The sequence below is a fragment of the Euzebya pacifica genome (assembly GCF_003344865.1).
Classification (GTDB): Bacteria; Actinomycetota; Nitriliruptoria; order Euzebyales; family Euzebyaceae; genus Euzebya; species Euzebya pacifica.
On sequence record NZ_CP031165.1, the window covers coordinates 5,525,547 to 5,550,328 of the forward strand.

Annotated in this window: 24 protein-coding genes; 13 read left to right on the forward strand and 11 right to left on the reverse strand. The window is 71.4% G+C overall.

Annotated elements, in window-relative coordinates; all coding sequences use genetic code 11:
* Window positions 1–76: 76 nt before the first annotated feature.
* Genes DVS28_RS23915 through purE form a run of 5 tightly spaced genes read left to right on the forward strand, consistent with a single transcriptional unit; the run spans window position 77 to window position 3,723 of the window.
* Entirely contained in the window at window positions 77–385 is a 309-nt protein-coding gene (locus tag DVS28_RS23915; RefSeq protein WP_114593697.1) for an acylphosphatase, read from the forward strand.
* Complete coding sequence (gene ligD / locus DVS28_RS23920) at window positions 382–1,323, forward strand: non-homologous end-joining DNA ligase (protein ID WP_114593698.1); 942 nt, start codon at window positions 382–384, stop codon at window positions 1,321–1,323. Before DVS28_RS23915 ends, ligD begins: the two co-directional genes overlap by 4 nt.
* A gap of 32 nt (window positions 1,324–1,355) precedes the next feature.
* Complete coding sequence (locus DVS28_RS23925) at window positions 1,356–1,967, forward strand: hypothetical protein (protein WP_164710958.1); 612 nt, start codon at window positions 1,356–1,358, stop codon at window positions 1,965–1,967.
* 53 nt (window positions 1,968–2,020) lie between these two features.
* On the forward strand, window positions 2,021–3,196 hold the full coding sequence (locus tag DVS28_RS23930; RefSeq protein ID WP_216826261.1) for a 5-(carboxyamino)imidazole ribonucleotide synthase: 1,176 nt from the start codon (window positions 2,021–2,023) through the stop codon (window positions 3,194–3,196).
* Window positions 3,193–3,723, forward strand: coding sequence for a 5-(carboxyamino)imidazole ribonucleotide mutase (gene purE, locus DVS28_RS23935; RefSeq protein ID WP_114593700.1), 531 nt, complete (start codon window positions 3,193–3,195; stop codon window positions 3,721–3,723). The genes DVS28_RS23930 and purE overlap by 4 nt, the downstream gene beginning before the upstream one ends.
* A gap of 34 nt (window positions 3,724–3,757) precedes the next feature.
* Here purE and DVS28_RS23940 read toward each other — a convergent pair whose 3' ends face one another.
* Window positions 3,758–4,987 carry a PP2C family protein-serine/threonine phosphatase gene (locus DVS28_RS23940; protein WP_164710959.1) on the reverse strand — a complete coding sequence of 410 codons (1,230 nt, stop codon included), beginning with the start codon at window positions 4,985–4,987 and terminating at the stop codon, window positions 3,758–3,760.
* A gap of 158 nt (window positions 4,988–5,145) precedes the next feature.
* Here DVS28_RS23940 and DVS28_RS23945 point away from each other — a divergent pair, with 158 nt between their 5' ends.
* The gene (locus DVS28_RS23945) at window positions 5,146–5,778 is read left to right on the forward strand and encodes a GNAT family N-acetyltransferase (protein ID WP_114593702.1); all 633 of its coding nucleotides are present in this window, start codon (window positions 5,146–5,148) and stop codon (window positions 5,776–5,778) included.
* Window positions 5,779–5,796: 18 nt separating this feature from the next.
* Here DVS28_RS23945 and DVS28_RS23950 read toward each other — a convergent pair whose 3' ends face one another.
* The 4 genes from DVS28_RS23950 to DVS28_RS28715 all read right to left on the reverse strand — a co-directional run bounded on the left by DVS28_RS23950 (window position 5,797) and on the right by DVS28_RS28715 (window position 7,275).
* On the reverse strand, window positions 5,797–6,174 hold the full coding sequence (locus DVS28_RS23950; protein WP_164710960.1) for a hypothetical protein: 378 nt from the start codon (window positions 6,172–6,174) through the stop codon (window positions 5,797–5,799).
* A 68-nt stretch (window positions 6,175–6,242) separates the two neighbouring features.
* Complete coding sequence (locus DVS28_RS23955) at window positions 6,243–6,707, reverse strand: hypothetical protein (RefSeq protein WP_164710961.1); 465 nt, start codon at window positions 6,705–6,707, stop codon at window positions 6,243–6,245.
* Window positions 6,707–7,063 carry a hypothetical protein gene (locus tag DVS28_RS28710; RefSeq protein ID WP_164710962.1) on the reverse strand — a complete coding sequence of 119 codons (357 nt, stop codon included), beginning with the start codon at window positions 7,061–7,063 and terminating at the stop codon, window positions 6,707–6,709. The genes DVS28_RS23955 and DVS28_RS28710 overlap by 1 nt, the downstream gene beginning before the upstream one ends.
* A gap of 23 nt (window positions 7,064–7,086) precedes the next feature.
* Window positions 7,087–7,275 carry a hypothetical protein gene (locus DVS28_RS28715; RefSeq protein WP_164710963.1) on the reverse strand — a complete coding sequence of 63 codons (189 nt, stop codon included), beginning with the start codon at window positions 7,273–7,275 and terminating at the stop codon, window positions 7,087–7,089.
* Window positions 7,276–7,462: 187 nt separating this feature from the next.
* Here DVS28_RS28715 and DVS28_RS28720 point away from each other — a divergent pair, with 187 nt between their 5' ends.
* The 4 genes from DVS28_RS28720 to DVS28_RS23975 all read left to right on the forward strand — a co-directional run bounded on the left by DVS28_RS28720 (window position 7,463) and on the right by DVS28_RS23975 (window position 9,252).
* The gene (locus DVS28_RS28720; RefSeq protein ID WP_164710964.1) at window positions 7,463–7,876 is read left to right on the forward strand and encodes a phage holin family protein; all 414 of its coding nucleotides are present in this window, start codon (window positions 7,463–7,465) and stop codon (window positions 7,874–7,876) included.
* Window positions 7,873–8,214, forward strand: a complete 342-nt coding sequence (locus tag DVS28_RS23965; protein ID WP_114593706.1) for a DUF3618 domain-containing protein — start codon at window positions 7,873–7,875, stop codon at window positions 8,212–8,214. The genes DVS28_RS28720 and DVS28_RS23965 overlap by 4 nt, the downstream gene beginning before the upstream one ends.
* Before the next feature lie 89 nt (window positions 8,215–8,303).
* Window positions 8,304–8,744, forward strand: coding sequence for a helix-turn-helix domain-containing protein (locus DVS28_RS23970; RefSeq protein WP_216826262.1), 441 nt, complete (start codon window positions 8,304–8,306; stop codon window positions 8,742–8,744).
* A gap of 79 nt (window positions 8,745–8,823) precedes the next feature.
* Window positions 8,824–9,252: a VOC family protein gene (locus tag DVS28_RS23975; RefSeq protein ID WP_114593708.1), complete on the forward strand. Its 429-nt coding sequence runs from the start codon at window positions 8,824–8,826 to the stop codon at window positions 9,250–9,252.
* 64 nt (window positions 9,253–9,316) lie between these two features.
* Here DVS28_RS23975 and DVS28_RS23980 read toward each other — a convergent pair whose 3' ends face one another.
* Both DVS28_RS23980 and DVS28_RS23985 read right to left on the reverse strand, forming a co-directional pair.
* Entirely contained in the window at window positions 9,317–10,906 is a 1,590-nt protein-coding gene (locus DVS28_RS23980; RefSeq protein WP_114593709.1) for a cell wall-binding repeat-containing protein, read from the reverse strand.
* 101 nt (window positions 10,907–11,007) lie between these two features.
* Window positions 11,008–12,234: a flavin monoamine oxidase family protein gene (locus DVS28_RS23985; RefSeq protein WP_216826264.1), complete on the reverse strand. Its 1,227-nt coding sequence runs from the start codon at window positions 12,232–12,234 to the stop codon at window positions 11,008–11,010.
* Between the two features lie 302 nt (window positions 12,235–12,536).
* Between DVS28_RS23985 and DVS28_RS23990 the strand changes: the two genes are divergently transcribed.
* On the forward strand, window positions 12,537–15,827 hold the full coding sequence (locus DVS28_RS23990) for a cell wall-binding repeat-containing protein (RefSeq protein ID WP_216826265.1): 3,291 nt from the start codon (window positions 12,537–12,539) through the stop codon (window positions 15,825–15,827).
* Between the two features lie 63 nt (window positions 15,828–15,890).
* Here the strand turns inward: DVS28_RS23990 and DVS28_RS30205 are convergent, their stop codons facing one another.
* Together DVS28_RS30205 and rph are read right to left on the reverse strand one after the other, a co-directional pair.
* Window positions 15,891–16,694 (reverse strand): poly(ethylene terephthalate) hydrolase family protein, encoded by an 804-nt coding sequence (locus tag DVS28_RS30205; protein WP_342795456.1) that lies wholly within the window; start codon window positions 16,692–16,694, stop codon window positions 15,891–15,893.
* A gap of 669 nt (window positions 16,695–17,363) precedes the next feature.
* On the reverse strand, window positions 17,364–19,925 hold the full coding sequence (gene rph, locus DVS28_RS24000) for a rifamycin-inactivating phosphotransferase (protein ID WP_114594380.1): 2,562 nt from the start codon (window positions 19,923–19,925) through the stop codon (window positions 17,364–17,366).
* Window positions 19,926–20,263: 338 nt separating this feature from the next.
* On the opposite strand from rph, the gene argG reads away from it, so the two are divergent.
* Both argG and DVS28_RS24010 read left to right on the forward strand, forming a co-directional pair.
* Window positions 20,264–21,694, forward strand: a complete 1,431-nt coding sequence (argG, locus tag DVS28_RS24005) for an argininosuccinate synthase (RefSeq protein WP_114593712.1) — start codon at window positions 20,264–20,266, stop codon at window positions 21,692–21,694.
* A 333-nt stretch (window positions 21,695–22,027) separates the two neighbouring features.
* Complete coding sequence (locus DVS28_RS24010) at window positions 22,028–23,905, forward strand: cell wall-binding repeat-containing protein (RefSeq protein WP_164710967.1); 1,878 nt, start codon at window positions 22,028–22,030, stop codon at window positions 23,903–23,905.
* 145 nt (window positions 23,906–24,050) lie between these two features.
* Here DVS28_RS24010 and DVS28_RS24015 read toward each other — a convergent pair whose 3' ends face one another.
* Together DVS28_RS24015 and DVS28_RS28725 are read right to left on the reverse strand one after the other, a co-directional pair.
* Window positions 24,051–24,479, reverse strand: coding sequence for a PIN domain-containing protein (locus tag DVS28_RS24015; protein WP_164710968.1), 429 nt, complete (start codon window positions 24,477–24,479; stop codon window positions 24,051–24,053).
* An 85-nt stretch (window positions 24,480–24,564) separates the two neighbouring features.
* The gene (locus tag DVS28_RS28725) at window positions 24,565–24,747 is read right to left on the reverse strand and encodes a hypothetical protein (protein WP_164710969.1); all 183 of its coding nucleotides are present in this window, start codon (window positions 24,745–24,747) and stop codon (window positions 24,565–24,567) included.
* Between the last annotated feature and the right edge of the window lie 35 nt (window positions 24,748–24,782).

The window sequence follows — 24,782 nt, forward strand, 5'->3', positions numbered from 1 at the left end:
TGCCCGACGACTACGCTGCACCGTGCAGCGACGACGGTCGTTGCCGCCCCGTCGCCGTTCGAAGGGGAGACCTGCCATGACCCGCACCGCCGACCCCGCGCCGACCCCGAACGGGGAGGTCCGCGTGCACCTGCGCGTCGAGGGGCATGTCCAGGGTGTCTTCTACCGTGCCACCACCCAGCGCACCGCCCGCGAGCACGGCACGACCGGATGGATCCGCAACCGGCCCGACGGCACCGTGGAGCTGGAGGTGCAGGGGCCGGCCGACGCCGTCGAGGGCGTCGTCGCCTTCTGCCGCACCGGTCCGTCCGACGCCCGGGTCGTGCAGGTCCTGGTGGACGACCGGCCGACGGTCGACGGCGAGGAGGACTTCGAGGTGCGATGACCGTTCGGCTGTCCTCTCCCGACAAGGTCCTGTGGCCCGACGTCGGCCTGACCAAGGCCGACCTGTTCGCCTGGGTCACCGACGCCGCCCCGCGCTTGCTGCCGCAGGTCGTCGACCGTCCGCTTTCGCTCAAGCGCTTCCCGAAGGGCGTGCGGGGCAAGGGCTTCTTCCAGAAGGACCTGCCCGACCACGCCCCCGATTCGATCCGCCGCTGGCGGGTGTGGGCGGAGTCCGCGGATCGCGAGGTCGCCTACGCCCTGGTCGACGACGTCGAGGGCCTGCAGTGGCTCGCACAGCAGAACACCATCGAGCTGCACCCCGCCCTGCTTCGTGTCGACCGTCCGGACCGGGCCGACCAGCTGGTCTTCGACATCGACCCCGGTCCGATGGCGGTGTCCCCCGGCCGCGTGGCCCTCTGGGTCAAGGAGGTCCTCGACGAGCTCGAGCTCGTGGCACGCGTCAAGACGTCCGGCGGCAAGGGCGTGCACGTGATCGTGCCCATCGAGCGCCGGTACGGGCCCGAGCTGCTGCGTCCGCTGACCCTCGCCATCGCTCGGATGGTGGCCGATCGGCATCCTGACGAGCTGACGGTGGAGATGCGCAAGGCCGACCGGGAGGGGCGGACGCTGATCGACTGGTCGCGAGGTGGCGGGTCGACGCTGATCGCGGCGTGGAGCCCCCGGGCGAGGGCCGAGGCCACCGTGGCCATGCCGCTGTCGTGGGATCAGGTCGACGCCGACCTCGACCCCACCCGCTGGACCATGCGCAACGCCCTGGACCTGGACGACCCGTGGGCCGACGACGGCGTGTCGCCCCAGCGGCTCGAACACGCCCGCGACGCCGTGCGGGACGCCGGGTTCGACCTGGTCGATGCCAGCCCGCGCGACCGGACCGCCAACGCCCTGTCCCGGGGTGGCCTGGCCCGCGACAGGGGATGACCCAAGGGCACCTGCGGGCGTAGGATCGATGGGTGGCGGACCTACCGACCCCGGTGCTCGTGATCGCCGGTCTGGCCTTCGCGGCCTGGCTGGGACTCATCGTCCGCGTCGTCGTGGGGGCAGCGGCCCGACGACGCCTGGAGGAAGCCGACGTCGTCACCGCCGGGGGTGCCCGGGCGCGCGACGGTGACGTGGTCGCGGTGCGGGGCCGGATCGCCGTCGGTCCGACGGGGCTGATCCGTGCACCCCGGACCGGGGAGGTCGGGGTGCACGCCCGTTACAGGGTGTCGCGGTCCGTCGACCACGTCCAGGAGGTCGATGGCGACCGTCGCATGGTCACCGACACCGACGTCGAGGAGGAGGTCGAGGTCCCGGCCGACGACCCGGTGATCGAGGTGGCCGACCGACACGACGATCGCATCCGTGTCCGCGCCCGTGACCTGGAGGACCTGCCCGCCGAACGTGTCCTGTCCGACACCACCCAGCTGCCCCGACCCACCGGTGCACGGTCGGCCGTCCGCACGGTCACCGAGGACGTGGTTCGCGACGGCACCCCGGTCGTGCTCCGTGGCCGGGTCGAGGTCGTCGACGGGGTGGTCTGGTTGCGTCCGTCCCTCGGCGAGCCGGTGGTGGTCCAGCGCTGACCCCTCCGTCCGGCCGACCGTCGCCGCTGCCGACTGTCGTATCCTCGCCGCCCGTGTCGACCTCTTCCGAACCCCGCCCCCGCGAGCCCCACACCACCGTCCTCGGGATGGTCGGTGGCGGACAGCTCGCCCGCATGACCGCCCTCGATGCTGCCCGCCTGGGTGTCGACGTCCGCGTCCTCGCCGGCGCCTCGGACCAGGGGGTCCGTGGCCTCTTCGAGGTCGTCGACGGTGCCCACGACGATCCGGCAGCGCTGCGACGACTGGCCGACCAGGTCGACGTGGTGACCTTCGACCACGAGCTGGTGCCGCTGGACGCCATCGCCGCGTTGGAGGCCGACGGCCATCCGGTGCGCCCCTCCAGCACCACGCTGTCGTTCACCGACAAGCTGCACCAGCGCCAGGCCTTCGCCGACGCCGGCCTGCCCGTCCCGCCGTTCGCCCGCGTGACCTCCACCGACGAGGTCGAGACGTTCGCCGCCGCACACGGCTGGCCGGTCGTGCTGAAGGCCCCGCGTGGGGGCTACGACGGTCGTGGGGTCTCCGTTGCCGAGGACCTCGCCGCCGCCGAGGACATGCTGACCGCGGCCGCCGGACGCCCGCTGCTGGCAGAGGCCCACCTGGACCTGACGATGGAGCTGGCCGTCCTCGTGGTGACCTCCGCCACCGGGCAACGGGCCGTCTACGACGTCGTCGAGTCGGTCCAGGTCGACGGGATGTGCCGCGAGGTGCATGCGGCCGACGGCCACCTGTCGGTCTCGATGGTCGCCGAGGGCCGCCGGCTGGGCGAGCGGGTCGCCGACCTGGTGGAGTCCGTCGGTGTGCTTGCCGTCGAGCTGTTCGTCGTGGGCGACGAGGTCCTGGTCAACGAGATCGCCCCACGGCCCCACAACTCCGGCCACCACACCATCGACGGTTGCGTGACGTCGCAGTTCGAGAACCACGCGCGAGCGGTGCTCGGTTGGCCGCTCGGGTCCGTCGCCCCCACCGCATCGTCGACGGTGATGGTCAACGTGGTCGGCACCGACGTCGACCCGCGCGAGCGGGCCGCCCTCGTCACCGAGGACGTGCGCATCCACCTGTACGGCAAGTCCGTGCGGCCGGGCCGCAAGATCGGCCACGTCACCGCCACCGGCACCGACCACGACGAGGTCGCCGCCCGAGCCCGTCGAGCGGCCGCGATCCTCGAGGGCAGCGCCCCCACCAGCGACACAGGAGCAACGACATGAGCCAGCAGGACCCGGTTGTCGGGATCACGATGGGCAGCGACAGCGACCTGCCGGTCATGGGTGCCGCCGCTGACGTGCTCGAGACGTTCGGCGTCCCCCACGAGGTTCGGGTCGTCTCGGCCCACCGCACCCCCCAGGTGCTGGCCGACTACGGCACCACCGCTGCCGAGCGCGGGTTGAAGGTCATCATCGCCGGGGCCGGCGGGGCGGCCCACCTGCCCGGGATGCTGGCCGCGTTCACCACCCTCCCCGTCATCGGTGTGCCGGTGCCCAACGGTGCCCTCAACGGCATGGATGCGCTGCTGTCGATCGCCCAGATGCCCGGCGGCGTCCCGGTGGCGACCGTGGCGATCGGCAACGCCAAGAACGCCGGTCTGCTGGCGATCCGCATGCTGGCCACCGCCGACCCCGACCTGGCCGAGAAGCTGGCGGCGGATCAGCAGGCGATGAAGGACATGGTGGCCGACAAGGACGATCGCGTGCGTGCCCGCTACGCCGGGGAGAGCGGCTTCGGCTTCACCGGCTGACCGCCCGGACCGAATCGGGCGGTACCGGCAGTCGTCAGGCGGCGTGCGGCGCCCAGTGCACCAGCGCCAGGTCGTCGGACTGCGTGGCGTGCGGGCAGACCTTCTGCGCCAGGGTGTACACGTCGCAGTCCGGGGCCAGCGCCGCACCCTCGCGGCAGCAGGTCATCAGCCGCAGGAAGCCCGCGTCGAGGTCCTCGTCGCGGCGTTCGACGAGTCCGTCGGTGAACAACATCAGGCCCTCGCCGTCCTCCAGGCGCACCTCGCACGACGGGTCGTGCACGCACGGTCCCACACCCAGCGGCGGCGAGGCCCCCTGCATCAGGACCCTGGGGTTCGGTCCGGTCACGACCGGCGGCATGGCGCCGGCCCGAGCCCAGCGGACCGTTCGGCCGTCCGCGCTGATCCGCATCACCACCAGGGCAGCGCCCTCGCACCCGGGCAGGTCGCCACACGCAGTCTCGATGCGGTTGATCGTGTCCGCCGGCGTCGGTGACTGCCCCGCGAAGACCGCCCGAGCGGCTGCGCGGAGCTGGGCAGCCGCGTGGGTGCTCGTCACCCCGTGGCCGACCACGTCACCCACGACGACGTCCATCTGGCCGTCGGCGCGGAGGAACGCGTCGTAGAAGTCGCCGCCGACGTCGTCGGTGTCGATCACGGGCCGGTACTTGCCCTGCAACCTGCCCCCGGGATGCACCGGCAGCTGGTCCGGGATGAGCCGACGCTGGAGGTCGTGCACCATCGTGGAGTAGTCGCGGTTGGCATCGACCGTCTCGGTCACGAGGGCCGCGAGCTGCTCCAGGATGTCGACCGTGCGGACGTCCCAGACGCGACGTTCGCTGTCGATCACACAGAAGCTGCCGAGGACGTGGCCGTCGGGGTCGCGGATCGGTACGCCGCAGTACGCCTCGACCCCGATGTCGTGCCGTGCGGGGTGGTCCGCCCATCCGGGGTCCGCACCCAGGTCGTCGATGACGACCGGGTCCTCGGAGGCGACGACGGTCTGGCAGACCGAGTGCGACAGCGGCGTCTGGCGGTCGCTTGCCCAGGGTTCGTGCAGGCCGTGCTGGCTCGTGAAGTACTGCCGGTCCTCGTCGACCATGGAGATCAGCGACACCGGCGCACCCGTCAGGGACGACGCGAGGCGGGTCAGGCGGTCCAGCCGATGGAAGGTGTCACCACCCAGCAGGCCGCTCCGACGCAACGCCTCGAGACGTCCCCGGTCCTGTGCTGCAGGACTTGAGGTTCCCATCACGTTCGTTGCCACCACCCCGTCGAGCCTAGCAAGGGTCAATCCGCTGGTCGCCACGGGGAAGTCGGCGGGCAACCGTGTGATTCACCTGTTCCCACCAACTATCTGGGTTTGCATTACGGACCCAGCTGTGACAGTCTGAGTTCACAATCCGAACTCAAGGGGGTCCCGCCATGCTGATGCCACTGTCCGCGCCACCGCCTGCCAGCCCCGTCTCGCTTCCCGATGACGGCATGCCGCTGACCGGCGGCCCGGCCCTGTTCGACGTCCCCGCCGCTCGTCGCCACGTCGTCCCGACCGCCAGGGGGCCGGTGCTCCTGCGCCCGGTGACGCCCCTCGACACGCACGCCGTGGACCGGTTCGTGCGCGGGCTGTCGCCGACCTCGCGGTTCAGGCGCTTCCATTCCGCCGTCCACCGGTTGACCGACCGGCAGCTGGCCGGAGTGGTCGACGTCGACCACCGTGGCCGCGAGACCCTCCTCACCGTGGCCGGGAGCGGGGCCGCAGCCAGGGTCGTCGGCATGGGGCAGTACCTGGTCCAGTCCCACCCCGCGGACTCCGTTGACCTTGCCGTCGTCGTCGACGACGACTGGCAGCGCCTCGGCCTCGGCCGCTTGCTGCTCGAGGCGACCGTCGACGCCGCCCGGGAGAGCGGCTTCCGCACCGCCACCGCGTACGTCCAGGCCGAGAACCGCGCGATGCTGACCCTGCTCCGTGGCACCCGGCTGCCGATGGCACGGTCGAACGAGGGCGCGATCGTCGAGGTCCTGATCGACCTGACACGGATCGGCACGGCCGCTGGCTGAGCCGGTCGCCGTCCGGAATCAGGGACGTCCCCGGACGTCGGGTGCGGCGTGACCGGTCACGGTCAGCTCGATGTCCTGCGTCCCGATCATGCGCAGGAGGTGGAGCTCGGCCGTGCCCGTGATGCTGACGCCGACACGGGTGTCGGTGGCGGTCACCTGCACGTCGTCGATGCCCGTTCGTTCGTGATGGGCGTCGACGGCACGCAGCGCCCGCTCGCGTGCCCGGGAGGGATCGAGGCGGGGATCGCCATCCCGCAGCGCGGCGTCGTCGAGCGCGGTCGCGCCGGCCGCAGCGGCATCGTCGGCAACCGCGGCCAGCCGGGCCCGAACCGAGGCGGCCGACCACAGGTCGAGGGTGATCCCACCGAGGAGCAGCAACAGGACCGGGACGACCATCAGCCACACCGTGACCGACCCCCGGTCACCGCTCCACCCGGTCGGCTGCCCGCAAGGCATCTGCTGCGTCATCGCCCGCGGTGGGGGTCGAGCACACGGATGTGATCGCCCATGACCCACGGCCCCTCGACGGTGCCGCCGCCGGGCAGCGTCACTGGTGAGGTCGGCAGGACCACGCGCACGCGGACCTCGCCATCGCGGGGCAGGCTCGTTCCCGGCGGCAGGTGGACCGTCACGGTCGCTTCGTCCGGCGGGATCCCGCGGCCGTCCAGCACGGCGACGACGGCCTGCTCGGCCGCCGTGCGGGCCGTGGCGACGTCGACGGCCGTGGCAGCGGCCCGTGCCCCTTCCCGTGCTGCCACCGCGGCAGCCTCGTGGCGGGACGCCCAGCCCGGCAGGAGCGCGACGACCAGCAGCGTCGGGACGACCAGCAACGCCATGCCGACCATCCATTCGGCCGTGACGAAGCCGTCCTCACCCGACGCGGCGACGCCAGCCGTCCCTGGTGGGGGATGGGCGGATGGAGACCGCATCAGTCAGCGGCCAGCCCGGTGCCCCGAGCCGTGGCCGTGGTGTCGTGGGTCGGGACCAGCGGAAGCCACCCCGGGAACGTGGCGGTGACCCCGGCGATGGCGCCGTCAGCCGCGATCGTGCAGACCGCCGGCGCGACACCAGCGGTCATCGGCCCGAGCCCCGCCTCGACCACCTCCGCAGCCCGAGCCGCGCAGGACGCGGCGTCGCCGGTGGCCAGGCCCTGCCGGACCCCCTCCTCGGCCGCGGACTGCAGGATCCCGTCGGCATAGCGCAGCACGAGGAGGTTGACGACGGCGACCAGGAGGATCATCGTGAGACCGGCGGTCGCCACGAAGGCCGGGGTGACGTAGCCCATGTCCCGAGGCGCGGTGCGTGGCCTCACATACCCAGGGCGCCGCGCATGCGCTCGATGAACTGCGCGCCCATGTCGCTCAGGCCCGCCCAGATGGCGACGATGACCGCCAGCGCGAGCGCGGCGTTGCCCAGCAGCTCGGCGGTGCTGAACCCCTCCTCGCCCTGGGTGTCCGCGAGTCGGGTGGTCAGCCATGTCACGACGATCAGGTGCACGATTCCTCCTCCACGCACGGGCCCACCCCGCGCCGTTGGACGGACGCTACGAGGGCCCAGGGGGCCCAGGACAAGGCCCAGCCGGAACCGCAGGCGACGATCGGACCGTTTGGTCGTCCCCGTACCGGGAAGGTGTCTGTCCAACGGTTTGCCCGACTTCACCCCGACCATCGCGAGGTACGACGACATGGACTCCGACCTTCGACCCCCACGCGCCGACGAGAGCCTCGGCGACCTGGCCAAGCAGGCCAGCGAGCAGGCCTCGACCCTGATCCGCGACGAGGTCGCCCTGGCCAAGCTCGAGCTGAAGGACGACATCCGCGAGGCCGTCGCCGGCATCAGCCTGTTCAGCGCCGCTGGCGTGACCGCCCTGCTGTCGGTGTTGATGCTCTCGGTTGCCGCCGGCTTCGGCATCGGCACCGCGATCGGTGAGGGCTGGACCTGGCTCGGCTTCGTGATCGTCGGCGTCGTGTACCTGATCATCGCCGGCATCGCAGCGGTGCTGGGCCGCAAGCACGCCGAGGAGATCCCGCCGCCCGCACCCCGCACGACCCGCCAGGCCAAGCAGACCGTCGCCGCGACCAAGGAGATCGGCCGATGAACACCGACGCCACCGCCACCAACGGCACCCCGACCTCTCCCGACGGCCTCGAGCACGAGATCGAACGGACTCGCGAGGACCTCGTCGGCACCGTCGACGCGATCGTCGAGCGGGTCCACCCCAAGGAGGTCGCGGACCGCAACGCCGAGCAGCTCAAGCGCGACGCCCAGCGGGCGCTCGAGCAGGCCCAGGAGCAGGCCTCGGACCTGCAGGACCGCGCGTCGACCTTCGTCGAGGAGAACCCCGACCGCGCCAAGAACTACGCGATCGGTGCCGGGCTCGTCCTCGCCCTGCTGTTCCTCCGTCGTCGCCGCCGTCGAACACGCACCGACGGCTGACCGCCCCGCGTCCGGGTGCCACGAGGCCCCGGCCAGTAGGCACTGGACGTCCATCGCCACGCCACGACGACCGTGCGATGCTCGGGAGCGTGACCTCCCTTCCGCCGTCCCGTCACCTCCTGCGCGCCAAGGACATGGCCGACGCCCGGTACGCCGAACCCATCCGCGTCGACGACATGGCCGCGGCGGCCGGGCTGTCCCGCGCCCATTTCATCCGTGCGTTCCGCAAGGCATTCGGTGAGACACCGCACCAGTACCTGCTGACCCGCCGGCTGGAGCGGGCCGCGTCGCTGCTGCGCCGGACCGATCGGACGGTGACCGACATCTGCTACCTGGTCGGCCTGGAGAGCGTCGGCTCGTTCACCTCCAGCTTCACCCGCATCCACGGGATGAGCCCGACCGCCTACCGGGCGGCGCACCCGCCGGCCCAGACGTTCGCCCGGGTTCCGGCGTGCGTGGTGCGTGCACACGCCCGCCCGGCGAACCGCACTTTTCGAGAAGACGACGGGGCGGCCCCGTCCGTACCGTGACCCCTGTCATCGCAACAGGCCGCCATGTCGGCCGCACGGCGACACAAACCACTCGACGACACGGGAGAACACGAACGACATGATGCGCATCTCGACTACGCAGCTGTGGGTGCACGACCAGGACGAGGCGTTGGCCTTCTGGACCGACAAGGTGGGCATGGAGGTCCGCGAGGACGTCACCATGCCGGAGATGGGGAACTTCCGCTGGCTGACCATCGGCCCTCCGGGCCAGGACGACATCGCCGTCGTGCTGATGGCGATCCCCGGCCCCCCGATGATGGACGAGGCCACGACCCAGCAGCTGGCCGACCTGATGGGCAAGGGCTGGGCCGGCACCATGTTCCTGACTACCGACGACGTCCGCGCAGCACACGCCCGGCTGAGCGCCGCCGGTGTGGAGTTCACCGAAACGCCCGAGGAACGTCCCTACGGCATCGACGCGGGGTTCCGCGACCCCTCGGGCAACAGCATCCGCCTGACCCAGCTGATCGCCGCACCCGTCGGCTGAGGACAGGGTTCGACAGCCGGACTCGCGGGTGCGTCCGACCCGGGTGGTCAGCGGTGCCGGTCGATCATTCGCAGAACTGCAGGGCACCCCCGCCGTAGAGCGCGGAGACCTGCGCGTTGGGGGTGTTGCCGTCCAGGATCGCGTCGAGCGGGCCACGGTGAGTGTCGATCACCGCGATGGGCGGCGGGAACCCCTCGGGCTCGCCCTCCCGCAGCACGTAGTCGATGCCGAAGAACGCCTCGAGCTCGCGGCTGGTGCTGCCGACAGTCGCGCCCTCCGGGGTGGTGAGACGCCCGTCCTGGGGCACGTCGTCACCGTCGAGGATCCAGCCGTCGAAGAACATCTCCTCCTGCACGGCCTCGGCGAACGTCGCGGTCAGGCCGTTGGCGAACGTCACGGCGCGACTGGCGGGACCGTCGGGGCCGGCCAGCTCGCAGCCTGGCTGGACGCGCCCCGTGTCGTTGGTGGGTGCGCCGAACTCCGCGACCATCGCCTCGAGGGCAACATCCGCCGGTTGGCCGAAGTCGATGCCCCTCCCGATGCCGTCGCCGCGGAGCTCCACCGGTCCGGTCGGTGCGGATGCGCCATCGCCGTCCGGGCAGATCTGGGCGCCTGCCACCCGTTCGTCGCTGATCATCGAGGTCGGGCCGGCGACCAGCACCTCTGTGGGACGGGCGCAGGCCAGGACGCCCTGGGTCGCCTCGGAGTCGACCTCCGGGTTGATCGCGAGGATGCCACCGCCGAGGGATCCGACGATGGGGGAGGTGGCCAGGCCGTAGGCCCAGCCCTGCTCGTCGAAGAGGTTGACCACCGCCATCGCACGCGGCGCGCCGTAGCCGTCGCGGAGGACCTGGCGGAAGATCGTCGCAGCGGTCTCGTCGCGGGAGGCCCCGGCGACCCGGCGGACCGGCGCGTCGATCTGCTCGACCGCGGACTCGCTGATCGCGGAGCTACCACCGAGGACGGTGACGCGACGCGGGGTCCGGCCGGCCAGCCAGGTGCTGATGGAGGGGTGCAGCTCGTCGCTGGGGGTGAACAGGATCGGTTGCCTGTTGCTGGAGGCGGCGGGGCCCGCTGCGACGCTGTCGGCCCACGCGGCGGTGGGGTTGTCGTCGGAACCGAACGCCCGGGCGACGAAGACCTCGTAAGACGCGGGCTCGGCATCGTCACCGAGGACGTAGTCGGCCACCGCAACGGCCGTCTCGTAGCGCGTCGCCCCGGCCAGGCGGATGACCGGGCGGTCGCCGGGAAGCGCGTCCAGCTGCGCCTCGACCTGCGGGTCGATGACGGCTGTCCCGCCGATGATCGTGAACTCGCCCTGCGGGTCCAGCACCACCCGGTCGAGCTCGGCCAGGGTGTCGGCGTCCAGCGGCTGACCGGGGCTGGCGAAGAAGATCGCGCCGAAGCTGGTCAGGGCGCTGGCAGCCAGCGCGTCGGCGAACGCGACGTCGGAGACGATCACGCCCTTGTCGACGCCGAAGTCGTTGACGGCGCGGGACAGGTTCACCGCGTAGGCGGCCGGGGTGTCCCCGTCGATGCGGGCGACCGCGTCAGGCGTGTTGGAGAAGGGGTCGGGGGCGTACTGGGCGGACACAGGCACCACCGACAGCACGAGCGCCGCCACGAGGACGACGAGGGACAACGAACGACGCAAGGCAATGACTCCTGGGCTCTTGGTGACGCGCGGAGCCTAGCCCCGGGGCCGGTCCAGACCCGTCCGGTTCACCGCCTCGTCACAACCCCACGGCCGGCCCGTCAGCCGTAGGCGGCGCGGAGGGTGTCCAGGGCCGAGGCGACGACGGCGCCGTCGTCCAGCGTCGCGAGGCGGCGCGCGGTCGACCCGGCGTTGAACCCCATCAGGGCCGGCCGGCCGTTGACGGGCAGCAGGTTGACCCACTCGGCCCATTCCCCGTCGGTGGTGCCCACGATGCGGATCCCCGCGACGTCCTCGGGCCAGAACGGCTCGTCGAAGACCAGGACGGCCTTGTCGAGCACTCCCATGCCGAGCCGATCGATGGCCCCGCGAGTGGCGGCAGGCAGTGGCGGATCGAACGTGATCGACCCGGCCTTCAGGACACCGAGCGGCACGGTGACGATGACGCCGTCGGCCTCGATGCGCCCCCAGGGACCGGCGACCACCACCCCGTCGGGACCGTGGACCACGTCGGTCACGGGGGCGCCCAGCCGCAGGTCGTCGATCGCCTCCTCCAGCACCTCCAGCAACGTGAGGTACCCGGCCGGCACCAGCGCGTCGCCGCCGCCCAGCGCGTCCCCCTCGCCGGCCGCGTCGGGGGACACGTCGTCGAGGTCGGCACCCAGGTCACGCTCCAGCGAGGCAGCGGCCTCGGCGGTGCCGTCGTCGGTGTCGAGCTCGTGACGGTCGGCGCCGTCGTAGTCGAACTCGTGCAGGTCGACGGCGGCGTCCTCGGCCAGGTCGGTCAGGGGGTTGCCGCGCGTCCCGTGGATCCAGCTGGCACCGAGGTCGACGGGGAACCCCAGCGAGTGGTCGGTCCACACGCGGCCGCCGATCCGGTCCCGGGCCTCGAGGACCACGACGTCGATGTCCTCCTCGACGAGCGTGGCCGCAGCTGCCAACCCTGCCGCGCCGGCGCCGATGACCACGACACGCCCGGCGTCGGCCTCGTAGGCCAGCTCCGCAGCGTCGACGCCGCTGAGCAGCGCGCCGTGCACGGTGGCCGGGTAGTCCTCGTGGACCGCTTCCCCCGCGATGACGAGCGTGTCCCCGATCGGGGTGCGCAGGATCTCCCGATCCTCGGGAGTCGAGCCGACGGCAAGGAAGCTGTAGCTCCCGCCCGCCAGCGGGTCGGCGGCCCAGCGGGTGACGCGTGCGGCGGTCGGCTGGGTGACGGGACGGCCGGTTCGCGGCTCGACCACCTCCTCCGCACAACCACCCAGCAGCACCCCGCCGGCTGCGAGCGCCGTGCGAAGCATCTGTCGACGGGTCCACGACGGTGCGGTCATCTGCGCCACGCCTGGGGGAGCCGCGCGCCCGGCAGGACCATCACCGCCCCCGAGGGCAGCACCACGCCGACTGTCCAGCCGACCAGCTCCGACACGCATCGCGTCCATCATCACCGATCGTGCCGGGAGCCGTCGCGGGCCGGTCCCATCGGCGGCGCTGAATCGTTCCATCGCCGGTGGCACGCCGTTCACCTCCCGACCGGGCACACGCAAGCGCCGGTTTGCCGGACACGACGACGGTGCGCGGCTGTCCGCCCGACACGGCGGGCTCAGCCGACCCTCGACCTCCCGAACGGAGCATCGTGTTCCCCCTCCCCGCCGCCCTCGGCGGACGACCCCTCGCACCCACCCCACGTGCGCTCGTCGTCCTCCTGACCGCCGCCCTCCTGGCCGGCCTGCTTGCCGTCCCCTCCCGCCCGGCTGAGGCGACTGCCTCCGCGCCGGCCACGGACGACGCCGAGCTCGCCTCCCGCTTCACGCTGGCCGTCCTGCCCGACACACAGTTCTACTCCCGCTACGCCGCCGACCAGTTCCAGCCTCGGTACGGCAGCAACCCCTACGCCGTGCAGACCCAGTGGCTGGCCGAACACGCCGACGAGCTGAACATCCCCTTCGTGACCCACCTCGGCGACCTCGTCGACCGCGTCGGCGTCACCGGTGAGTGGCAGGTGGCCGACGCCGCCCACCAGACGCTGGAGGATGCCGGGCTGCCCTACTCCGTCCTGCCCGGCAACCACGACGTCCGCAACAGCAACGACCAGCTCGTCGACACCGACTACGACCTCGCCAACGAGCCGTTCCTCGACTGGTTCCCGATCTCGCGCGCGGCCGCCCTGCCCACCTTCGGCGGTGCGGACCCGACCGGCCTGAACCGGTGGCACGTGTTCGAGGCACAGGGACAGGAGTTCCTCGTCCTGGCGCTGGCCTGGCGGTCCTCAGACGCGACCCTGGCCTGGGCCGACGACGTCATCGACGCCCACCCCGACCTGCCGGTGATCCTCACCTCCCACTCCATCCTCAGCATCAAGGCCGACGCCGAGTCCCCCGAGGAGACCGCCTACGGCCTGAAGCTGTGGAACGACCTGATCCGCGGCAACGACCAGATCTTCATGACCCTCAACGGGCACTTCCACGGCGCCACCCGGCTGACCAAGACCAACGACTTCGGCAACCCCGTCACCCAGATCCTGATGGACTACCAGATGGCCTACGACGGCGGCAACGGCTACCTCGGCCTGATGGAGTTCGACCTGACCGCTGGTGAGGTGTCGGTGCTGACCGGCTCGCCCTGGGTCGTCGCCAAGCCGCAGGAGGTGCTGACGCCCTACGACCAGGCGATCCTGGAGGGGCCCAACCAGGCCTTCACCTTCGAGATGGACTTCGCCGGCCGCTACGACGGCTTCGACGCCGGCCCGGCCGACCAGCCATCGCTGATCCAGGCTGCACGCGACATCCTGCTCGACGGGTTCGAGGCCCCCGACGGCGTGGCGCTGGAGCAAGCCGGCTCGCGCGATGACTTCGTGCCCGTCGAGGGCACCGTCGCCCACTGGCGCTTCGACGGCGAGGACGGGCCGGTCAGCGAGGACGTGGTCTTCGACGACATCGCCGGTGACGCGGACCTGCGTCGGGTCGCCATCGAGGACTCCGGTGCCACCGGGGCCGAGCTCGGCGACGTCGTCCTGACCCACGACGCCAACCCGTTCTCCGCCGACGGCGCCGCGGTCTGCTTCACCAACGCCGACAAGCAGACCAACCGCTACAGCTACCTGACCTCCCCGTCGGACGTGGCCGCCACCGAGGACCACCTGGAAGAGGGGTACACCATCGAGACGTTCGTCCTGATCGACGAGGACTGGACCGCTGACGCCAACGCCTGGTCCAAGGTCCTCGTGCGGGCCGGGAACCGCTCGACCATTCCCGGCATGCCGTGGAGTCGCTGGGACTACACCGCCTCACCGGTCGCCCTGGGCTTCTCCAACCTGCGGGAGTTCCAGTGGACCGAGGTGCCCGTCGAGACGGCCAAGGGTGACCGCACCGCGTGGTCGGGGGAGATCATCCTCGGCCGATGGCTGCACGTCGCCATCGTCAACGACGTCGAGGCCGCCACCACGACCATGTACGTCGACGGTGCGCCGGTGCTGCGCAACGCCACCGACACCGGCGGGCACAGCCTCAACGCCGGGATGCCGTGGTTGTTCGGCGTCGACTGGGTCGACGACGGACCGACCAACGGCTGGAACGGCTGCATCGGCGAGACGCGAGTCATCGACCACCCGACCGGACCGACGGAGTGGCTGACCGCCCGGCCGTCGCTCGCCGGCCTGACGGTCGACACGACGCCCGACGACCGGGTGCCCCACGGGACCACCGAGGTCGAGCTCGCCGGCACCGGCACCCCCCGCGCCACCGTGACCGTGGGCGGCGACCTGGACGGCACGACCGTCGTCGGGGAGGACGGCACCTGGCGTGTCGTCGTCCCGCTGTCCGGCCACGGTGTCCGGACCTGGACGGTCACCCAGGGCTTCGGGACCCGCACCAGCGACCCGCTGACCGGGACCTTCCGGATCGCCGCCCCGGACCGACCCGACGGACCCACCGAAGAGCCCACCGAGGAGCCGACCGAACAGCCCACCGACGGGCCGACCGAGGAACCCACCGAGCCGGCCGACGGGTGGTTCCGGACCCCGTTCGGCCACGACGACGAGCCGACCATGCGCATGGCCGGTGGCGATCGTGTCGCCACCGCCGTGGAGCTCAGCCGCGAGGCCTTCGTCCCCGGCGTGCCCGTGGTGGTCCTCGTGCGGGCGGACTCCTTCGCCGACGCGATCTCCGCCGGTCCCGCCGCGGCGCACCTCGGCGGCCCGGTGCTGCTGGCCGGCGACACCCTGCCGCAGGCCACGGCCGACGAGATCGACCGCCTGCGCCCGGCGTCGGTCGTCATCGTCGGCGGCACCTCGGCCATCAGCGACACGGTGGCGTCGCAGGTCGCGGCGTTGACCGAAGGCGACGTCGTCCGCTACAGCGGACCCGACCGCTTCTCGACCTCGGCAGCCGTTGCCGAGGGGGTCTTCGACGACGAGGCAGCCGTGGTCCTCGCCACTGGCTGGAACTTCCCCGACGCCCTCGGCGGTGGGGTGCTGGCCGCACGCGAGGGCGGTCCCGTCCTGCTGGTGGACGACGCCATGCCCGGCCTGCTGGCGGATCGGTCGCCGTCCCGCGTGACGGTGCTGGGCGGCACGTCGGCGTTGCCCGCGTCGCTGGACGACGAGATCGCCGAGGCCACCGGGGCCGAGGTGCGCCGCCTCGCTGGGGACACCCGGTTCGAGACGGCCGCCCTGGTTGCCCGTGCGGCGTTCCCCGACGGCAGCCCGACCGCGATGCTGGCGACGGGTGGCAGCTTCGCCGATGCCCTGGCCGGTGTGCCGGTGGCCGCCCTGTCGGGCTCGCCGCTGCTGCTGACCGAGCACGATGCGCTGCCGGCCTCGACCGAGGCGTACCTGCGGGAGCACATGCCGCAGGTGCTGCTGCTCGGTGGTGACAGCGCCATCAGCACGTCGTTGCAGGAGGTGTTGGCCGAGCTGCTGGCCGGCTGATCCACCCAATTGCTGCGGCCGCCGCCCGAGGTCCTCGGGCGGCGGCCGTCGTCGTGTTGTGGGTCAGACCGGGCAGGTCGTGCGGTAGTCGCTGATCGCCGATCCCTGACCGGCGTCGGGGCCGCACACGAACTGGCTGTAGCGCGTGTCCTCGTCCACCCAGCGCTTCAGCCAGGCAATGCTGTAGGACGCGATGGTCGTGTTGGGACTGTTGGACGCGAAGTGGCTGGCGTTGTTCAGCTGCAGGTAGACCTTCTCGCCTCCGAGGCTGTCGTAGAACCGCTGGGAGTGCGAGCTGTCCGGTGCGACGCTGTCGTTCTCCCCGCCGATCAGCAGGGCCGGCACCTGCACCTGGGACCACGTCTTGTCGGAGTTCCACCCCTGCAGCGGCACGATGGCCCGCAGCGACGGCCGGTCGTCGGCCGCCTCGAGGCTGCCACCGCCACCCATGGAGTGGCCCATGACGGCCAGGCGGTTGGGGTCCACCAGGTGGGACACGTCACTGTCGTTGACCAGCTGGTCCAGGGCGGCCAGCAGCTGGTCACCACGGGAGGCCGGCTGGTCGTAGCGGCTGTTGGTGTCGATCACGATGACCACGAAGCCCTGTGAGGCGATGCGCGGGCCGAGCCAGGTCACGGTCGAGCGGCTGGCGGTGTAGCCGGGAGAGATGGCGATGCCACCGAAGGTGGCCGATCCGGCGTCGGAGGGGTAGTAGACGTCGGCCCCTCCGAACCCATCGGCGGCGAAGGAGGAGATGTCGTAGTCGTCGACCTCGAAGGGACCGGTGGTTGCCTCGATGCTGTCCCACGTGGGGTCCGGGCCCTTGGCGTAGGGGTTGCCGGAGCCGCCGCCGTCACCGGCGGTCAGGACGACGTCGTCGACGTCGACACGCTCGTAGTAGCTGCTGGCATCGACCCGGAAGCGGAGCTGGAGGGCGTTGGATGCGGCGGCTGTCGGCAGGCCGACCGACAGGACGCCCGAGGACCGCTCGCTGCTGAGGGAGCTCCACGATGACCCCGTGGACCACTCGACGACGAGGGACTCCCCGGCGTCGAGTCGGCTCGTGGTCTGTGTCCAGGAGAGGGTCAGGTTGGTCTGCCCAGCAGCCGGTACGGCGCCGGAGGTGATCGTCCCGTCGGCGGAGCCGCCACGCAGGACGGCCACGCCGTTGTCGGTGCTGGCGTAGCCCTGGGCGCTGAAGGCCCCGAAGCCGTTGTCGAACGATTCGGCGAGCAGGGTGGTGGTGGCGGCACCTGCGGGCGTGACGACTACTGCGAGGAGCAGGGCCATCACCGCCAGGCAGGTGTTGAGGCGCGACAAAGTTGACATCAAGGTTCCCCTTTTGGTGGGTCGGCTGCGAACGAGGCGAACGTAGGAACCCCCGGGTCCGGGCGAAAGGGGCACCTGTGTCCGGCCTCCCCCTGGGCCAGCGTCACGCCATGGCGTAGACGCACTGTTTCCGCAGGTCAGACCGTCATTCGCGGGTCCACTGGCACCGCGCACGAGACACCGTCTCGTGTTCCTCCATGGACGGTGTCAGGGCACGATCTCGACGTACCCGCCGGTGCCGTGGACGCGGATCCGTTGCCCGTCGCGGATCAGCCGGGTGGCGTGTTCGACCCCGACGACGGCGGGCAGGCCGTACTCGCGGGCGATGACCGCGCCGTGAGTCATCAGACCGCCGACCTCGGTGACGAGGCCGTCGACCCGAAGGAAGGCGGGGGTCCAACTCGGGTCGGTGAACGGGGTGACGAGGATGTCGCCCGGTTCCAGCTGGGCGTGGGCGATGTCCTGTATCACCCGGGCCCGTCCCTCCACCGTCCCGGCCGACACGCCGATGCCGGCCAGGGCCCCGGCGGGCAGGTCGGTGCGCCGGTACTCCCCGCCGATGATCTCCCCGTCGGAGGTCAGGACCCGTGGCGGCGCGAGCGCGTGGTGGGCTGCGAACGCTGTTCTGCGCCGGGTGACGAGATCGCGGTCGAGGCGCTGGATGTCGACGACTGCACGGAGCTCCTGCAGCGTGAGGAAGTGGATGTCGTCCGGCGCGTCGATCACCCCGGCGGCGAGCAGCCGATCGGCCTCCCGGACGAGCGCCTGCCGGTGGATCCAGTAGCGGCTGACCATGGCGTACTTCGGGTACTCCCGGTAGCCGGCGAAGGTGCGGAGGCGGTCGATCATCCGCTCGGCTGCCTCGGCCCTGTCGTCGCCGTCGGGGAGGGCACGCAGGCGGGCCAGCACCCCCTCCCGCATGGCGCGGGCCTGCTGTTGCCCCAGCTCGACGCGGCGCTGGGCGGCGCCGGGTTCGGCGGTCCTCGTGTTGGCGAGGATCATCGGCACCAGCAGGGCCGGTCGTTCGCGCCATCGTGGTCGGGCGATGTCGATCTCGCCGACGCACCTGACCCCGTGCACGTCGAGGAAGGCGTCGATGGCCGCTCGCGCCCGCGGTCCACCGGGCAGGCTGGCCAGCTCGTCGAGGAAGGCCGCGTCGCCGGTGTCCGGTCCGACCCGCTCGAGGAACGCCACGACGGCGGGGTGAGGGCGGATGACGTCGGCGACGTCCAGCAGCACCAGACCCATGTCGGCGGTGATGTTGCCCGGGGCGGACTGGGCGAGGGTGTCGGCGGCGTTCCACTCGCCCAGCCACTCGCGCAGGTGCTCGTTCAACCATGACGTCGCCTCGAACCCCGCCACGATGACCTGATGGCTGCGTGGATCGAACAACGACGTGCGCAGGGCCTGGAGGTCATCGGTGACGAAGTCGATCAGCGCCGTGCCCGTCAGGCCGTCGATCCGGCGGGCGCAGTCGTCGTTGGCGGCCTGCATCGTGCGGATCAGCTCGGCCACGATGGCTGGGTCGGTGGCGATGGGTTCCGGTGCCCCAGGGGAGGGTCCCGTGGCAGGGGCACCCGACGGTGCGCCCTCGGTGTTGCTCGGCAGGAAGCCCTCGCGCGCCACCACCGTTCGCAGCGCATCCCCGATCAGCGGATCGGATGTGCCCAGTCCGCGGATGATGCCGTCACGAGTCGCCGGGGAGGCCAGCGCTGGGGTGACGTCGACGAACAGCCGGCTGCCGGCGTGGCGCATCGGGGCGGGGCTGGTCAGCTGCCACACCGAGATCCCCAGCGGGGTCATCGGGTCGGTCATCATCTGCTGGTGGCCGACGGAGACGTAGACGTGGGGGTTGTCGTCGTCGACGTCGGGGATGGGGAAGAGCGTCGTGATCGGCCGGCTCTGGACGACCTGCAGGTCACCATCGACCGTCAGGCACCACTCGATGTCCTGCGGCGCCCCGAAGTGGGCCTCGATCCGTTCTCCGGTCCGGGCCAGCGCCAGGCCCTGCTCGTCGGTCAGCACGGGCGGCCCCTGGCGGTCGGTGGCGATCCGTCGGTCCACGACCCGGCCGTCGCGGATCACGAGGGTGTCCGGGGTGGTCGTGCCGTCGACCAGCGCATCCCCGAGCCCCGGGACGGCCTCGATCGTTGTCGTGCGGCGGTGACCGCTGATCGGGTCGGCGGTGAACATGACCCCCGACGACCGCGGCCGGACCATCCGCTGGACGACCACGGCCATGCTGACGGCGCGGTGGTCGATTCCTGCCTGTCGGCGGTAGGCGACCGCGCGGTCGGTGAACAGTGATGCCCAGCATCGGCTGATGTGGCGGAGGACGGCGGTCGGGCCGGCGACGTCGAGGAAGGTGTCGTGCTGGCCGGCGAACGATGCGGCGGGCAGGTCCTCGGCGGTGGCGCTGGACCGCACGGCGAACGCGACGTCGGTGCCGAGGCGGACCAGGTGGTCGGTGACCTCGCGCGCGAGGTCGTCGGGAACCGGGGTCGCCTCGATCGTCCCACGCACGGCCGCGCTGGCCTCGCGGAGCGCGTCGGTGTCGTCCGGGTCCACGTGGGCCAACGCGTCGAGGTGGTCGGCCAGCTCGGGACGGCGGCCCACGACGCGGTCCCAGGCCGCGGTGGTGACGACGAAGCCCGGCGGAACCTCGACGCCGTCGATGCGGCTGAGCTCGCCCAGGTTGGCCCCCTTGCCCCCGGCCATCACCCCCATCGTCCGGTCGACCTCGTGGAGTCCAATCACGTCGCTGGTCATCGGCTGCCCCCTCGCACGCTTGCTCCCACCCGCCGGGTCGTCGTGCACAACCGGCGGTCCGTCGAGCCCACGGCGAGGTCGACGATGACGAGACGCTAGGCCCTCGCAGACCCCGTGTCCGGACGAGGCGATCGCCCGTCGGGCCACTTGTCGCAGCACGCCGCGAGGCGCATGATTCCAGCAGGGGAGAGGGGAAGCGGGTCCGCGGGTGGGCGTCGTTGCCCGAAACGCGTAGGGGGTCGTCGTCAGCTGGGCACGTACGCCGGCGACTTTGAGGAATCCGGCGGGACTCGTACCGTTGCCCGACTGACCCCAACAACCTCTCGAGGTCGCCACCCATGAGCAAGGTGCTCACCAGCCTTCCCGCCGGCGAACGTGTCGGCATCGCCTTCTCCGGAGGGCTCGACACATCCGTGGCCGTCGCATGGATGCGCGAGAACGGTGCGGTTCCCTGCACCTACACCGCCGACCTCGGGCAGTACGACGACCCCGACGTGTCCGGTGTGCCCGACCGGGCCAGGGTCTACGGCGCGGAGATCGCCCGGGTGCTGGACATCCGTCGCGAGCTGGTGGAGGAGGGGTTCGCGGCGCTCGCCTGCGGGGCTTTCCACATCCGCTCGGCCGGCCGGGTCTACTTCAACACCACGCCGCTCGGCCGTGCCGTGACGGGGACGTTGCTGGTCCGGGCGATGCAGGCCGATGACGTCAACATCTGGGGTGACGGGTCGACGTTCAAGGGCAACGACATCGAGCGGTTCTACCGCTACGGGCTGCTGGCCAACCCGGATCTGCGGATCTACAAGCCGTGGTTGGACGCCGACTTCGTCGAGCAGCTGGGCGGCCGTGCGGAGATGAGCCGCTGGCTGGACGCCCGCGACCTGCCCTACCGCGATGCGGAGGAGAAGGCGTACTCCACCGACGCCAACATCTGGGGCGCCACCCACGAGGCCAAGGTCCTGGAGCAGCTCGACACCTCCCTGGAGATCGTCCAGCCGATCATGGGTGTCCGTTTCTGGGACCCCGAGGTCGACATCGAGACCGAGGACGTCACGATCGGCTTCGTGGCCGGTCGGCCACACAGCGTGAACGGCGAGGTCTTCGACGACCCCGTCGCGCTGGTGCAGGCCGTCAACGCCATCGGTGGCCGCCACGGCCTGGGCATGTCGGACCAGATCGAGAACCGGATCATCGAGGCCAAGTCACGCGGGATCTACGAGGCCCCCGGCATGGCGCTGCTGTTCCTGACCTACGAGCGCCTGCTCGCCGCCGTGCACAACGAGGACACGCTGGCCCGCTACACCGACCAGGGACGACAGCTGGGTCGGCTGCTGTACGAGGGCCGTTGGCTCGACCCGCAGGCGCTGATGATCCGCGAGTCGCTGCAGCGGTGGGTCGCGTCGCTGGTCACCGGCGAGGTCACCGTCCGGCTGCGTCGTGGTGAGGACTACACGATCCTCGACACGCAGGGGCAGCACCTGTCCTACGACGCCGACAAGCTCTCGATGGAGCGGGTGGACAACGCCGCGTTCGGGCCGACCGACCGGATCGGCCAGCTGACGATGCGCAACCTGGACATCGCCGACAGCCGCGAGAAGCTGGAGGTCTACGCCAGCCAGCCGATCGAGCAGGGCACGGTCCTGGTCGAGAACGGCACGCTGTTCGGCGAGCTGCCGGCCGGCGGGGCCGAGCGCATCGTGGCCAACCCCGCGGTACCCGGCGACGAGGTTGCTGCCCTCGACGAGGCCGCTATCGAGTTCGGCGCCGACTGAGGCAGGGACGCCTGCGGACGCACGATTGATCGCGTGCGCCAGGAATTATGATGCGGTACGTGACCGCCGCGTGGCCCCGGGTGTAGTCTCCGCGCGCCTCGTGTGAGGCGACGTGCGCACCTGCTTCTCGCGGCAGCCAGGCCGTCTGTGTGTCCCATGAACAGGGCGCAACGCCCATGACGATCCTGGGGGGATCAGATGCCGTTCGTTCATGCATCCCGTTTCGAGCCGCACCGCAGGAGGCGAAGCGCCCTGCTGACTGTGGTGGTCATGCTCCTTACCGGTGTACTCAGCGTCCCGTCCGCGTCGGCGCAAGCCGATGATGGTCTCATCGTGTTCGCCCACGACGAACGGGATGACGGCACCCACGTCATCGAGGTCGTCGAGCCGGACGGTTCGGGCCGCCAGGTGCTCACAGAGGGGTTCGATCCGGCGCTGTCACCGGACGGCGCACTGCTGGCGTTCTCACGCGACGGCGACCTGTGGCTGCTCGACATGGCGACAGGGGAAGAGCATGCCTTCGCCACGGGACCCGGCACGGAGTCCGACCCTGCGTGGTCTCCTGACGGATCGCTGCTGGCGTTCACTCGTCAGCTCCCCCCGGGGTCAGACTGTTCGCACGTCCGCAACGGAGAGATCTTCATCACCGACTTCACCAACGAGGTGCAGTTCACGAACGACCCCTGCTTCGGAGACAGCGACCCGGACTTCTCCCCGGACGGCACGCAGCTGGCGTGGGACAGCTTCTACGCCGAACGCGACTTCTCCAGCGGCTTCGGGTTGATCCAGATCGCGGACCTCGACACCGGCGACGTGCGATTCCTCACCGACCCCACCACGGGGGTGGACGCCTACGACCCTGCATGGTCCCCCGACGGCACGACGATCGCCTTCGACGACACCACGGACGTGTTCACGGTCCCCGCGACTGGAGGAACCCCGACCCAGCTGACCCAGTCGTGCAACCTGTTCGAGGCGCGCGATCCCGCCTGGTCCCCCGACGGGACCGAGATCGCGTATGCGGCGAGCGGGTGCAACGACGAGGGACCCGACTCCATCGCGGTGATTCCCGCTGGCGGCGGGACACCCCGGGCGGTCACCCGGTCCGAGGGGACGATCGACACGCCTGTTTGGGTCAGGCCGGATGGCGGGGGGCTGCCGGGCCCGGGCCCTTCTCCGGAGCCTCCGGCGCCGGGGGAGGGTTCGGTGCCACCGTCACCGGACGAGCCGCTGTTGGTGCTCGAGGACGGTTCGCGGGTGGACGGGGGCGGGTCATCGGACCCCGTGGGGCAAGCGATCGCGACGGCGCAGATCTGGGACGACGGGGGCGCCGAGCTCGTGGTGCTGGCCACGGCAGACCGGTTCCCTGACGCGCTCGCTGGTTCTGCGCTGGCAGGCGAACGCGGGCCGGTGCTCGTGACTCCCTTCGGCCAGGGGCTCGATCCGCGGGTCGAGGCCGAGATCGATCGGGTGCTGCCGGACGACGGAATCGTCCTGATCCTGGGCGGGACGACTGCGGTCAGCGAGACCGCCGCGTCGCAGGCGCGGGCTGCAGCCGGTTCATCCACCTGTCCTGCACCGTTCCCGACCGACTGCCGGTATGCCGGGACGGGTCGTGAGCACACCGCTGCCTTGATCGGGGCCACGGTGCTGGCGCTCAACGATGGGTCCGGCGGCCGGGTGTTGCTGGCGCGGGGAGATGCGTTTGCCGACGCGATCACGGGCGGGGCGTACGCCGCCGAGGCGGGTGTACCGATCCTGCTGACACCGTCGACATCGCTCAACGGGTTCACGCGTGCGTTCGTGACCGACAACGACGTGGTCGAGGTGATCGTGCTCGGCGGCCCTGCAGCGATCGACGATGCGACGGCGGCGGCTGTCCCGACGGCAACCCGTCGCGTTGCCGGATCGGACCGCACGGCGACGGCAGCGGCAATCGCCACCGACCTGTGGCACGCCGAAGGCCTTGCGGGCGGCGGAATCGTCCTGGTCAACGTGCGGGACGACGCAGGCTGGCAGACCGCGCTGGCCGCCAGCGTCGTCTCGGCAGTGGCCAACGCCCCGCAGCTGGGTGTGGAGACCCCACCGGCGTCGCCGTCGTCGGCAACGACCGCCGCAGCCGCCGTACTCGGTGGTCCGGTGCAGGTGTTCGGCTCGACATCCCTCGTGTCGGACAACCAGCTCGCTGAGGTCCACGACGCGTCCGGCTGACTTGCGGGCGGGGGGTTGGACCCGCAGGCGCCCCGGACACCCCGAACGACCCAGGACATCCTCCGTGCGCGAGCACTTGTGACGCCTCGAGGTCTATCCGACACACCGATGCCGACTTGGCGGACGCAGCGGTCCGTCGGCTACCTCAGTTCGGCGACCGTGTGACGATCCGGACCATGGGGACCGCCTGTGCGAGCCGACCGATGTCGTCGGGATCACCCGTGACGACCATGCCGCCGCCGGACATCGCGCAGACGGCAACGACGCTGGCGTCGACCAGGTCTTCGCTGCCCGCGCCGAGCGCGTGCAGGATCGCGCCGACCTGCTTGGCAGCATCGAGGTCGAGGTCGACGACGGTGACCGCGGGCGCGTCAGCTCCCGGTCGGCGGGCCAGCACCGACTCCACGGCGGCGGTCCGGTCCCGACCGCGGGCCAGTTCAGCGCAGACTGCCGCTGGCACGAGGACGTCACGATCGCGCCGCAGCGCCTCGGCCAGCAGCGCCCGGAGGGCGACAGACGGCTGACCGGCGAGCTCGCCCAGTCCCGCGCTGTCCATGACAAGGGGCGCGGTCATGCGGCGGTGATGGAATGGCCGGGCGGGGCCGTGCCCGCGTCGAGATCGTCGAAGGCGGCAGCAGCGGCTGCGGCGTCCTCGGCGCTCACTGGCCCCACGTTTCGTCCCATCCGGCGAGAAGCGCGGCGAGGGCGGCGCGTCGGCGCAGCTTGTCGACATGGCCGGCGAGTGCGGCGTTGACGACGGCCGACATCGACTCGTCGGACTCGCCACGAACGAACTCCACGAGGTCGTCATCCACCGTCACAGTGATCTTACGTTTCGCCATACCTCTATCCTACCGATGCGGGAATCAGCAAGAAC